At 70.8% G+C, this 12,152-nt stretch carries 12 protein-coding genes; 5 read left to right on the plus strand and 7 right to left on the minus strand.

Translation table 11 applies throughout. The features are described from left to right. Positions 1 to 164 precede the first annotated feature (164 nt). A complete protein-coding gene (locus ACWF94_RS18745; protein WP_453489087.1) occupies positions 165 to 1,394 on the minus strand; it encodes a DUF349 domain-containing protein in 1,230 nt (409 codons plus the stop codon). Between the two features lie 163 nt (positions 1,395 to 1,557). Continuing rightward, positions 1,558 to 2,343: a peptidylprolyl isomerase gene (locus tag ACWF94_RS18750; RefSeq protein WP_453489089.1), complete on the minus strand. Its 786-nt coding sequence runs from the start codon at positions 2,341 to 2,343 to the stop codon at positions 1,558 to 1,560. A gap of 168 nt (positions 2,344 to 2,511) precedes the next feature. Between ACWF94_RS18750 and ACWF94_RS18755 the strand changes: the two genes are divergently transcribed. After that, positions 2,512 to 3,219: an MBL fold metallo-hydrolase gene (locus ACWF94_RS18755; RefSeq protein WP_453489092.1), complete on the plus strand. Its 708-nt coding sequence runs from the start codon at positions 2,512 to 2,514 to the stop codon at positions 3,217 to 3,219. Between the two features lie 12 nt (positions 3,220 to 3,231). Then, on the plus strand, positions 3,232 to 4,494 hold the full coding sequence (gene hisS, locus ACWF94_RS18760) for a histidine--tRNA ligase (RefSeq protein WP_453489095.1): 1,263 nt from the start codon (positions 3,232 to 3,234) through the stop codon (positions 4,492 to 4,494). Positions 4,495 to 4,575: 81 nt separating this feature from the next. On the opposite strand, the gene ACWF94_RS18765 is transcribed toward hisS, so the two are convergent. Genes ACWF94_RS18765 through ACWF94_RS18780 form a run of 4 tightly spaced genes read right to left on the minus strand, consistent with a single transcriptional unit; the run spans position 4,576 to position 8,106 of the window. Continuing rightward, positions 4,576 to 5,196, minus strand: coding sequence for a response regulator (locus tag ACWF94_RS18765; protein ID WP_453489098.1), 621 nt, complete (start codon positions 5,194 to 5,196; stop codon positions 4,576 to 4,578). Next, complete coding sequence (locus ACWF94_RS18770) at positions 5,193 to 6,452, minus strand: sensor histidine kinase (protein WP_453489101.1); 1,260 nt, start codon at positions 6,450 to 6,452, stop codon at positions 5,193 to 5,195. Before ACWF94_RS18770 ends, ACWF94_RS18765 begins: the two co-directional genes overlap by 4 nt. After that, complete coding sequence (locus ACWF94_RS18775; protein ID WP_453489104.1) at positions 6,410 to 7,255, minus strand: ABC transporter permease; 846 nt, start codon at positions 7,253 to 7,255, stop codon at positions 6,410 to 6,412. Before ACWF94_RS18775 ends, ACWF94_RS18770 begins: the two co-directional genes overlap by 43 nt. Then, positions 7,252 to 8,106 (minus strand): ABC transporter ATP-binding protein, encoded by an 855-nt coding sequence (locus ACWF94_RS18780; protein ID WP_453489107.1) that lies wholly within the window; start codon positions 8,104 to 8,106, stop codon positions 7,252 to 7,254. Before ACWF94_RS18780 ends, ACWF94_RS18775 begins: the two co-directional genes overlap by 4 nt. A gap of 144 nt (positions 8,107 to 8,250) precedes the next feature. On the opposite strand from ACWF94_RS18780, the gene ACWF94_RS18785 reads away from it, so the two are divergent. Together ACWF94_RS18785 and ACWF94_RS18790 are read left to right on the plus strand one after the other, a co-directional pair. Then, the gene (locus ACWF94_RS18785; RefSeq protein ID WP_453489119.1) at positions 8,251 to 8,889 is read left to right on the plus strand and encodes a vitamin K epoxide reductase family protein; all 639 of its coding nucleotides are present in this window, start codon (positions 8,251 to 8,253) and stop codon (positions 8,887 to 8,889) included. Positions 8,890 to 9,151: 262 nt separating this feature from the next. Beyond that, complete coding sequence (locus tag ACWF94_RS18790) at positions 9,152 to 10,498, plus strand: replication-associated recombination protein A (RefSeq protein ID WP_453489110.1); 1,347 nt, start codon at positions 9,152 to 9,154, stop codon at positions 10,496 to 10,498. Between the two features lie 132 nt (positions 10,499 to 10,630). Here the strand turns inward: ACWF94_RS18790 and ACWF94_RS18795 are convergent, their stop codons facing one another. Beyond that, a complete protein-coding gene (locus tag ACWF94_RS18795; protein WP_453489113.1) occupies positions 10,631 to 11,323 on the minus strand; it encodes a DUF2470 domain-containing protein in 693 nt (230 codons plus the stop codon). Between the two features lie 191 nt (positions 11,324 to 11,514). Between ACWF94_RS18795 and rpsD the strand changes: the two genes are divergently transcribed. Continuing rightward, positions 11,515 to 12,129, plus strand: coding sequence for a 30S ribosomal protein S4 (gene rpsD / locus ACWF94_RS18800; RefSeq protein ID WP_453489116.1), 615 nt, complete (start codon positions 11,515 to 11,517; stop codon positions 12,127 to 12,129). The last annotated feature ends 23 nt before the right edge of the window (positions 12,130 to 12,152 follow it).

Here is a 12,152-nt window from a genome sequence, read left to right on the forward strand (position 1 = left end):
GTGCCCGGGTGCGCAAAATCAGCCTGTCCGGCGATTGAGGACGGACCCTGGGGCCACGTGGCCCCAGGGTCGGCAAGGAGGACCGTACGCCCCGTACGCGAAAGGACCCCGCACGCGGAGTACGGGGCCCTTCACGAACGACGGCGCGGCGGCGCCCGCCCGCACTACCCCCCGAACTCCTGCAAACCCTTCAGCGCCTGGTCCAGCAGCGCCTGCCGGCCCTCAAGCTCCTTCGCGAGCTTGTCCGCCTTCGCGTTGTTGCCCGCCGCGCGCGCCGTGTCGATCTGGCCGCGGAGCTTGTCCACGGCCGCCTGGAGCTGCCCGGTCAGCCCCGCCGCCCGCGCACGTGCCTCCGGGTTGGTACGGCGCCACTCGTTCTCCTCGGACTCCTGGAGGGCGCGCTCCACGGTATGCATCCGGCCCTCGACGCGGGGGCGGGCGTCGCGCGGCACATGGCCGATGGCCTCCCAGCGCTCGTTGAGGGAGCGGAAGGCGGCACGGGCAGTCCTGAGGTCGGTCACCGGTACGAGCTTCTCCGCCTCGGCGGCCAGTTCCTCCTTGAGTTTCAGGTTCTCCGCCTGCTCGGCGTCCCGCTCCGCGAAGACCCCGCTGCGCGCCGCGAAGAAGACGTCCTGCGCACCCCGGAACCGGTTCCACAGATCGTCCTCGGCCTCGCGCTGCGCGCGGCCCGCCGCCTTCCAGTCCGCCATCAGCTCGCGGTAGCGGGCGGCCGTGACACCCCAGTCGGTGGAAGAGGAGAGCGACTCGGCCTCGGTGACCAGCTTCTCCTTGGCCTTACGGGCCTCCTCGCGCTGCGCGTCCAGCGACGCGAAGTGCGCCTTGCGCCGCTTGGAGAACGCCGAGCGCGCGTGCGAGAACCGGTGCCACAGCTCGTCGTCCGACTTGCGGTCCAGCCGGGGCAGACCCTTCCAGGTGTCCACCAGCGCCCGCAGCCGCTCCCCGGCCGACCGCCACTGCTCGCTCTGCGCCAGCTCCTCCGCCTCGGTGACCAGCTTCTCCTTGGCCTGCCGCGCCTCGTCGTTCTGCTTCGCCCGCTGTGCCTTGCGCTCCTCGCGGCGCTTGTCGACCGCGGCGACCAGCGCGTCCAGCCGCTTGGCCAGCGCGTCGAGGTCCCCCACCGCGTGGTGCTCGACCACCTGCTGCCGCAGATGGTCGATGGCGGTCTGGGCGTCCTTCGCCGACAGGTCGGTGGTCTTCACCCGCCGTTCGAGGAGGCCGATCTCGACCACCAGGCCCTCGTACTTGCGCTCGAAATAGGCCAGGGCCTCCTCGGGAGTACCGGCCTGCCACGATCCGACGACCTGCTCGCCGTCGGCTGTACGCACGTACACGGTGCCCGTCTCGTCGACACGGCCCCACGGGTCGCTGCTCACAGCGCCTCCTCCACCTGATACCCGCCGAAGGGTCTGGCCCCCGGGCATCGTCCACAGTTTCCTGGGGCGGGCAGCGCCCGCCCTGCACAACGCCAATCTAGGCGACCGGTCGCCCGCCTGTCCGCACTCAGCGCGGCCGAAATTCCCCCGCCCGCACTGTGGATCACCCCTTGGCGACGACCGCCTTCTGGACCGTGACGGCCTGCTTCGGGGGACCGTCCTTCGCTCCCCCCGTGACACCCGCCTTCGCCACGTCCTGTACCGCCTTGAGCCCCGCGGCGTCCATCTTTCCGAACGGCGTGTAGCTGGGGGGCAGTTTGGTGTCCTTGTAGACGAGGAAGAACTGGCTGCCGCCGGTGTTCGGCTGGCCGGTATTGGCCATCGCCACGCTTCCGGCCGGGAACGTCACCGCGCCGTCCGCGCCCGGCTTGCCCAGCGCGGTCAGATTCTCGTCGGGGATCTCATAGCCGGGGCCGCCCGTGCCGTCGCCCTTGGGGTCGCCGCACTGGAGGACGAAGATGCCCTCCGTCGTCAGCCGGTGACACTTCGTACCGTCGAAGAAGCCCTTGCCGGCCAGGGCATTGAAGGAGTTCACGGTGCGCGGTGTCTTCGCCGCGTCCATGGCGATCTTCACCGTGCCCCGGTCCGTGGTGAGAGCCATCGTGTACTTCGCCTTCTTGTCGATCGACAAGGTCGGCTCGGGGCTCTTGACCTCGGACGGGGGAGCGCTCGGTGACGCGCCCGCGGCCTTGTCGCGGCCCTTGTCCTCGTCCCCGTCGGACAGCCCGACGGAGGCGTAGGCCGCCGCGCCCGCGGCGAGGATCACCACCAGCGCCGCCGCGATGACCGTGTTCCGCTGCTTCCTCTGTCGGGACTGCGCCCGACGCTGCTGCTGGCGCTCGAACTTCTCCCTGGCGAGCTGCCGCCGCCGCTGATCGCTGGTGACCACCGGGTCTTCTCCCTCATTCCTGTACGCCGCGTGTGCTGACTGATCGAGTGTGCCCGTACCGTATACGGGTTGGCTGTGCGGGGAGCAGCGCCGGTAGGCTCTGAACTGCTGCAATTCGATGCACGAAAGCAGCGCGACATTCTCTCCGCGACCACAACGAGGACGATCGTGCTTATTGCCGGGTTCCCCGCCGGGGCCTGGGGGACCAATTGTTATCTGGTCGCCCCCGCCGCGGGCGAGGAGTGCGTGATCATCGACCCGGGCCACGAGGCCACCGAGGGCGTCGCCGACGCGGTCGCCCGGCACCGGCTGAAGCCGGTCGCCGTCGTGCTCACCCACGGCCATATCGATCATGTCGCCTCGGTCGTCCCGGTCTGCGGCGCGCACGACGTACCCGCGTGGATCCACCCCGCCGACCGGTACATGATGAGCGACCCGGAGAAGGCGCTGGGCCGCTCCTTCGGCGCTCAGCTCATGGGCGAGCTGACGGTGGGGGAACCGTCCGATGTGCATGAGCTGACGGACGGCGCGCGGCTGAAGCTGGCCGGTCTGGAGCTGACCGTGTCGCATGCGCCCGGCCATACCAAGGGGTCGGTGACGTTCCGGATGCCCGAGGCGGAGGATGTTCCTCCGGTCTTCTTCTCGGGCGATCTGCTCTTCGCCGGCTCCGTCGGACGCACCGACCTGCCCGGTGGCGACCACGCCGAACTGCTCGAATCGCTGGCCCGTGTGTGCCTGCCGCTCGACGACTCGACCGTGGTGCTGTCGGGGCACGGTCCCCAGACGACCATCGGCCGCGAGCGCGCCACGAACCCCTTCCTCAAGGACGTGGCCGCCGGTCCCGGGAGCACCGAAGCTCCCCGACGAGGAATGTGACGAGAGAGTTCTGTGAGCACCTTTCAGGCCCCCAAGGGCACGTATGACCTCCTGCCGCCCGACTCCGCGGTGTTCCTGGCCGTACGCGAGGCCATCGCCGCGCCGCTGCGGAACTCCGGATACGGCTATGTCGAGACCCCCGGCTTCGAGAACGCCGAACTGTTCGCCCGCGGTGTCGGCGAGTCCACCGACATCGTGACCAAGGAGATGTACACCCTCACCACCAAGGGCGGCGACGAGCTGGCCCTGCGCCCCGAGGGCACCGCCTCCGTGCTGCGCGCGGCCCTGGAGGCCAGTCTCCACAAGCAGGGCGCCCTGCCCGTCAAGCTCTGGTACTCGGGCTCGTACTACCGCTACGAACGCCCGCAGAAGGGCCGCTACCGGCACTTCTCCCAGGTCGGCGCCGAGGCGATCGGCGCGGAGGACCCGGCGCTGGACGCCGAGCTGATCATCCTCGCCGACCAGGCGTACCGCTCGCTGGGCCTGCGGGACTTCCGTATCCTGCTCAACTCCCTGGGCGACAAGGAGTGCCGGCCCCGTTACCGCGAGGCGCTCCAGACCTTTCTGCGCGGGCTCGACCTGGACGACGAGACCCGCGGCCGGGTCGAACTGAACCCCCTGCGCGTCCTGGACGACAAGCGCGCCGACGTCAGGAAGCAGCTGGTGGGCGCCCCGGTGCTCGGCGACTATCTGTGCGACGCCTGCCGTGCGTACCACAAGGAGGTCCGCGAGCTGCTGTCCGAGGAGAGCGTCTCCTTCGAGGACGATGAGAAGCTGGTGCGCGGGCTGGACTACTACACGCGCACGACCTTCGAGTTCGTCCACGACGGACTGGGCTCCCAGTCCGCGGTGGGCGGCGGCGGCCGGTACGACGGCCTCTCCGAGATGATCGGCGGCCCCGCGCTGCCGTCGGTGGGCTGGGCGCTCGGCGTCGACCGTACGGTCCTGGCGCTGGAGGCGGAGGGCATCGCACTGGACCTCCCGCCGTCCACCAGCGTGTTCGCGGTACCGCTCGGCGAGGAGGCACGGCGGGTGCTCTTCGGCGTCGTCACCCAGCTCCGCCGGGCGGGCGTCGCGGCGGACTTCGCGTACGGCGGCCGGGGCCTCAAGGGTGCGATGAAGGCGGCCAACCGCAGCGGCGCGCGCTACACGATCGTCGCCGGTGAGCGCGATCTCGCCGAGGGTCTCGTCCAGGTCAAGGACATGGAGTCGGGCGAGCAGAACCCGGTCCCGCTGTCGGATGTCACCGGGGAACTCCGCAAGCGCCTGGGCTGACGCCATCGAGGGAACCCGCACGGCACCGGCACCGGCCTCGTCCGGGGCCGTGCGGGCGAACGTTTCCGACGGCCCGCGCGTCTACAGCAGGCCCCGCCGCATCGCGTGCGTCACCGCCGCCGTCCGGTCGTCCACGCCCAGTTTGGCGAAGACCCGCAGCAGATGCGTCTTCACCGTCGACTCCCCGATGAACAGCCGCCGCCCGATCTCCGCGTTGGTGCACCCCTCCGCCACCAGCCGCAGCACCGCCGTCTCCCGCTCCGACAGCCGGGGCCGTTCCGGCTGGCTGCGGAGCTGGTCCACCAGCCGCGCGGCCACCGACGGCGCGAGCACCGTCTCACCGCGCGCCGCCGCCCGGATCGCGTCGGCGAGTTCGCCCCGCGCCAGGTCCTTGAGCAGATAGCCCGCTGCGCCCGCCTCGACCGCGCGCAGGATGTCACCGTCCGTCTCGTACGTCGTCAGCACGATCACCCGGCACGGCAGCCCGGCCGCCCGCATCCGGTCGATCGACTCGACTCCGCCGCCCCCCGGCATCCGCAGATCCATCAGCACGATGTCCGGGCGCAGTTCGGCACTGAGCGCCTCCGCCCGCGGGCCGCTCGACGCCTCGCCCACCACCGTCAGATCGGGCTCGGCACCCAGCATGCCGCGCAGACCCTCCCGTACGACGGGATGATCGTCGGCCAGCAGCACGCGGATCACTCGGCACCTCTCTCCGCTCCGGGCGGCCTCGGGAACGGCAGCCGTACGGAGACCGTAGTGCCGGAGCCGGGCCGGCTGCGCACCTCGGCGCTGCCGCCCACCTCCGCGGCGCGGGCGCGCAGTCCGCGCAGCCCGTACCCCGGCAGCGGCAGGGAGTCGTCGAAGCCGCGGCCCGTGTCGTGCACCGAGAGCCGCAGGGCGGTGTCGGAGTAGTCGAGGGCGATGGACACCGGCGCTCCGGGGCCCGCGTGCTTCGCGGCGTTCGCGAGGGCCTCCTGGCAGGCCCGCAGCGCGACCACCTCCAGGGCGGGGGACAGCGGGCGGGCAGTGCCCCCGACCTCGACTTCGGCCGGGGAGACATGGCGCTTCGCCAGTCTGCGCAGGGCGTCCGGCAGTGAGCTGCCGTCGAGGTCGGCGGGGGTGCCGCCGACGACCAGGGCACGGGCCTCGGCGAGGTTCTGCCGGGCGGTGTCGGCCATCAGCCGCAGATGGCGGCGGGCGGCCGGCAGATCGCGTTCCACTTCGGCGTCCACCACCTGGACGAGCATCAGCAGGCTGGTGAACCCCTGGGCGAGGGTGTCATGGATCTCGCGGGACATCCGCTCCCGTTCCGCGAGCGCGCCATGGGCCGCCGACAGCCGTCCGACCTCCTCCCGGCTCGCCTCCAGCTCGGCGATCAGATCGGCCCGTTCCTTGCTCTGCGCGATGATGCGGATGATCCAGCTGCCGAAGACCACCGAGAACAGCAGGGAGATCAGACTGGACACCAGCGGAGCGACGAGCCCCGTGCCCTCGGGCCGCAGCAGCAGTGCCCAGCCCCCCACCGGTACGACATTGACCACCGCCACGGCGGCCAGCGCGGGCCGCATGGGCAGCAGCATGAAGCACTGGGGGACGATCGCGAAGACCGCGATCCGCATCTCGTCGACCAGGACCGCCGACGGGAGGAAGAGCAGCAGCAGCCCCGTCACATAGCGCAGCGAGCGCCGCCGGTCCGCACCGTCCGTGATCAGCTCGGGCCGCCCGGCCCACACATACCAGGGCAGCAGCAGGACGAAGAGCACGGCCGCGATGCCCCGGGCGGTGCCGCCGAGCCCGGAGCCGCCGAGGGCGAAGGCCGGGGTCAGCACCCAGACCAGCCCGAAGTACGCGTCCCAGGGCCGCGGGTCGCCGGACCAGATGTCCGGCTCCCGGGCCGTGGTCGTCCGCTCCATCAGCCGTCGCGACGGCTCTTCCAGCGGAAGGTCGCCAGACACAGCACCAGTCCTCCGATGCACCAGGCCCCCAGTACCAGGGCGATACGGCCGTACTCCCACCCTCCGGTCTGTTCCAGGACGGCCGCGGACTGGGGCAGAAACACTCCGCGAAGACCCTGGCACATCCACTTCAGCGGGAACAGCGCGCCGATGTTCAGCATCCAGTCGGGGATGGTGTCGATCGCGATGTACACGCCGGAGATGAACTGGAGCACCAGAAACGGCAGGATGACCACGGAACTCGCGCTCTGGCCGGACCTGGGCACACTGCTGATGGCGATGCCGAGCAGCGCGCACCCGGTCAGCCCCAGCGCGAAGATCCAGCCGAAGGTGAGCCACTTCTCCGGGGTCGCGGGCAGATCCACATCGTAGAAGATCTTGCCGACCGCCAGCAGCAGCGCCGTCTCCACCACCCCGGTGACCAGGACCAGCCACACCTTGCCGAGAAAGTACGCGGCGGGCGGCATCGGCGTGCCGCGCAGCCGGCGCAGCTGCTTCTCGTCCCGCTCGATGGCGATCGACATACCGAGCGACTGGAAGCTGATCGCCATGATGCCCGCGGCGATCATCGCGGGCACATAGAGCTGGGAGGCGGTGATGCCCGCGCCCTCCACATCGCCGGTGAAGATCGACGCGAACAGGAAGAGGAAGACGATCGGGAAGGCGAAGGTGAAGACGGCCTGCTCGCGCTGGCGGAAGAAGGTCTTCAGCTCCAGGGCGCCCCGCCGGAGCCCGAGGACGCCGACGCCGGGGAGCCGCTGGTCCCGGGCGGTGGCCGGTCCGGTGTCCGTCACAGTGGTCATCGCGGGGTCTCCTGTCCCGTCAGGCGGAGATAGACGTCCTCCAGGGTGGGTCTGCTGATCACCAGACCGGGGATCTCGCCGCCGAAGCGGTTCATCAGGGCGGCGACGGTACGGGTGGGCGCGGCGGTCCGTTCGCTGCGCCGGGCGCCGCCCGGTTCGGTCCAGGTGACGGTGGCATCGGCCGCGTACTCCCCGCGCAGTCCCTCAGGAGTGCCCTCGGCGACCACGGTCCCGGTCGCGACCACCGCGAGCCGGTGCGCCAGCACCTCGGCCTCCTCCAGATAGTGCGTGGTCAGGACGATGGTGGTGCCCTCGGCGGCGAGCTGCCGGATCAGCTCCCAGAAACCCCGCCGGGCGGCCGGGTCGAAACCGGTCGTGGGCTCGTCGAGCAGCAGCAGTTCGGGTCCCCCGATCACGCCCAGTGCCACATCGAGCCGCCGCCGCTGGCCACCGGAGAGCGCCTTGACGCGGTCGTCCGCCTTCTGCTCCAGACCCACCAGGCCGATGACCTCCTCGGGGTCGCGAGGCCGCGGGTAGTAGTGGGCGAAATGGGTGACGGTCTCCCGGACCGTCAACTCGGCGGGCGCGGATTCATCCTGCCAAACGATGCCGATCCGGGACCGCCACCGCCGGTCCCCGGTCGCGGGGTCCGCGCCCAGGACGCTCACCTCGCCCGCGTCCCGGGTGCGGTGACCCTGGAGGATCTCGACCGTCGTGCTCTTGCCCGCCCCGTTGGGCCCGAGGATCCCGAAGACCTCGCCCCTGCGAATGCCCAGGTCCAGGCCGTCCACCGCGCTCTTCCCGCCATAGCGTTTGCGAAGTCCACGTACCTTGACCGCCAGTTCTGTCATGCCGTTCAGCCTGGTCGGGCCCGCCTTTCGGGGGAACGACCGTGCGTACATCCTTATGTCCACCGAACGGTTGACACCGGCCCCGGTGCGGCAGAATGAACCGTGCCCCAGCAGGCCACGAGTGAGGAATCGGGCGATATCGACATGGCGACAGCAGCGGTGGACGACGTGACCTCGGACGAGCGCACGGACCCTCCGGGGACAGGCGGGATCGGTGCCGGACGGCCCTTCGCCTGGCTGCTGGTCATCACGGGCGCCGCCGGTCTGCTGGCGTCCTGGATCATCACGATCGACAAGTTCAAGCTGCTGGAGGACCCCTCCTTCACCCCGGGGTGCAGCCTCAACCCGGTGGTCTCCTGCGGCAACATCATGAAGAGCGAGCAGGCGGCGGCGTTCGGGTTCCCGAACCCGATGCTGGGTCTGGCCGCCTATTCGATGGTGATCGCGATCGGCGCCGGTCTGCTGGCGGGCGCCCGCTACCGGCAGTGGTTCTGGCTGGGGCTGAACGCGGGCTGTGTGTTCGGTGTCGGGTTCTGCACCTGGCTGATGTACCAGTCGCTGTACAACATCAATTCCCTGTGCCTGTGGTGCTCGCTCGCCTGGGTCGCCACGATCGTGATGTTCTGCTACGTCACCGTGCACAACATCAAGCACCGGATCATCAAGGTGCCCGATGGCCTGCGCAACGGACTGCTGGAGTTCCACTGGCTGCCGCCCGTGCTGTGGATCGGCGTCATCGGGATGCTGATCCTCACGCGCTGGTGGGACTTCTGGACCAGCTGAGCCGGCGTACGGTCCGGGTGGGCCGGGCCCGCGTACGGCCTGGGCCGGGCCCGCGTACGGCCTGGGCCGGGCCCGCGTACGGCCTGGGCCGGGCCCGCGTACGGCCTGGGCTGAGCCCGCGTACGGTCCGGGCCGTCCGAGCCCGCGTACGGCCTGGCTGAGCCGGCCGGCCGGTCCTCCGGGACCCGGCGCTCCCGCTCCCGGCGACGGCACTCGGCCGGCTCCCGGCGGCACTGTCAGTGCCCTGGCATAGGCTCTTCGCGTGGAGCCCGACCTCTTTACCGCCGCCGCCGAAGACCGCCAGGAGAAGGACCCGTCCAGCAGTCCCCTGGCCGTCCGGATGCGTCCGCGCGACCTCGATGAAGTCCTCGGCCAGCAGCATCTGCTCAAGCCGGGCTCGCCGCTGCGCCGCCTCGTCGGTGACGGCGGCGGTCGGGCCGGACCCTCGTCGGTCGTTCTGTGGGGGCCGCCCGGGACCGGCAAGACGACACTGGCGTATGTCGTCTCCCAGGCGACCGACAAGCGCTTTGTCGAGCTGTCCGCGATCACCGCGGGCGTCAAGGAGGTCCGCGCGGTCATCGAGGGCGCGCGGCGGGCGGCGGGCGGCTTCGGCAAGGAGACCGTCCTCTTCCTCGACGAGATCCACCGTTTCTCCAAGGCACAGCAGGACTCCCTGCTGCCCGCCGTGGAGAACCGCTGGGTGACACTGATCGCCGCCACCACCGAGAATCCGTACTTCTCGGTGATCTCCCCGCTGCTCTCCCGCTCCCTGCTGCTGACTCTGGAGTCGCTGACCGACGGCGATCTCCAGGGGCTGCTGCGGCGCGCGCTCACCGATGAGCGAGGGCTCGGCGGCGCGCTCACCCTGCCCCCGGACGCCGAAGCCCATCTGCTGCGGGTCGCGGGCGGCGACGCCCGCAGGGCTCTGACCGCCCTGGAGGCCGCGGCGGGTGCCGCGCTCGACAAGGGCGAGGAGGAGATCTCGCTGACGACCGTCGAGGAGACGGTCGACCGCGCCGCGGTGGCCTACGACCGCGACGGCGATCAGCACTACGACGTGGCCAGCGCCCTGATCAAGTCGATCCGAGGCTCCGACGTGGACGCGGCGCTGCACTATCTGGCCCGCATGATCGAGGCGGGGGAGGACCCCCGGTTCATCGCGCGCCGGCTGATGATCTCGGCGAGCGAGGACATCGGGCTCGCCGATCCCACCGCGCTGCCCACGGCGGTCGCCGCCGCCCAGGCCGTCGCGCTGATCGGCTTCCCGGAGGCCGCGCTCACCCTCAGCCATGCCACCATCGCGCTCGCGCTCGCCCCCAAGTCGAACACCGCGACGACCGCCATCGGCGCCGCCCTCGCCGATGTGCGGGCCGGCCTCGCCGGCCCGGTTCCGCCGCATCTGCGCGACGGCCATTACAAGGGCGCGGAAAAGCTGGGCCACGCCCGGGGATATGTGTATCCGCACGATGTGCCCGGCGGGATCGCCGCCCAGCAGTACGCACCGGACAAGGTGCACGGCAAGCGGTACTACGAGCCGACGCGGTACGGCGCGGAGGCGCGGTACGCGGACGTGGTCGAGAAGGTCCGCGAGCGGCTGCGCGGAGACTAGCCCGCGCCGGGGCCCGCCGGGGCGCCCGCCGGGCAGACGGGACGTGGCCGACCCGGCCCGGGGCGCCGGCGTCCGGCGCGGCCCGGCGCCGTGGTGCGCGGCGGGTCGTCGTGGTGTGTGCGCGGCCCGGCGTCAGTGCGCGGCGGCCTCGAAGAGGGTGTGCATCGCCCGGCGCAGCTCGGTGACGTCCCGTACCGGCTCGGGGAAGTCGAAGCGCGCGTCGAAGCAGGAGTGACCGACGAACCGCACCCGCAGGCCGAACCGGTCCAGCGCCAGCGGCACCGCGCGGCTCGGCGACGCGTCGGCGCCGCCCGTGCGCTCGCCGAGCAGCCCGCACAGTTCCTGCAACTGCTCGCCGTGGGCCGAGTGCAGATGCTGGAGCAGCTCCGCCTCGTGGGCCACGAGCGGGTCGACCGCGGCGCGGGCGAAGTCCTCGGGCTCGACGGCCAGGGCGCCCCACAGATCGTCGACGTACAGCTCGCCGACTTCGAGCCGGAGCATCATCGCTCCGGGTTCGGCCAGTCCGGGGACACAGGTGAGCCAGCCCGAGACCCAGGCACGGCCGCGGATACGGTGGGGCACGGAGACCGGCGCGACATCCGTGATCTCCAGTACGGCGCGCAGCTCGTCGTCCTGGGCGTGGGTGGCCGCCCGTACGGCGGGGGAGTCCGCGGGGAACAGCAGGAACACCTCGCCGTCGGGCCCCACCACCCGGGCCTGCGGGCTCAGCTGCTCCGGCCGGACGGCGTCCACGCCCGGAACGAGCAGTACGCCGGAGCATGTATTCTGTACGAGAGTTCGTGTGCGTTCGGCTGCTGACGGCATCCGATCGATTTCAAGCCCGCTGGGACGCGGCTGACCATGAGCTGATCGGACCTCCGTCGTTTCGGCGCTCTTCTGAGCAGCGTCGACGTTCTTTGTGCTGTCCGTGACGCGTTTGGTGTTCCCAGGGTGAGACATACGATCTCCTTGAGTAAGGTGAGCCTAACCTAACCTACAACGGAGGTCTGGAGAACGTGCCTAACCAGTCGCGTCCCAAGGTCAAGAAGTCGCGTGCGCTCGGTATCGCGCTGACGCCGAAGGCCGTCAAGTACTTCGAAGCCCGCCCGTACCCCCCGGGTGAGCACGGCCGCGGCCGCAAGCAGAACTCGGACTACAAGGTCCGTCTGCTGGAGAAGCAGCGCCTGCGCGCCCAGTACGACATCAGCGAGCGCCAGATGGTCCGTGCCTACGACCGCGCCCGCAAGGCCGAGGGCAAGACCGGCGAAGCGCTGGTCATCGAGCTGGAGCGCCGCCTCGACGCCCTGGTGCTGCGTTCGGGCATCGCCCGCACCATCTACCAGGCCCGTCAGATGGTCGTCCACGGCCACATCGAGGTCAACGGCGGCAAGGTCGACAAGCCGTCGTTCCGCGTCCGTCCCGACGACGTCGTGATGGTCCGCGAGCGCTCGCGCGAGAAGAACCTGTTCCTGGTCGCCCGCGAGGGTGGCTTCGCCGCCGACGGCGAGACCCCGCGCTACCTCCAGGTCAACCTGAAGGCCCTGGCGTTCCGCCTGGACCGTGACCCGCAGCGCAAGGAAGTCCCCGTGATCTGCGACGAGCAGCTCGTCGTCGAGTACTACGCCCGCTGATCCAGCGGGTATCCGTACCCGCC

The sequence above is a fragment of the Streptomyces sp. NPDC055078 genome, assembly GCF_053607985.1.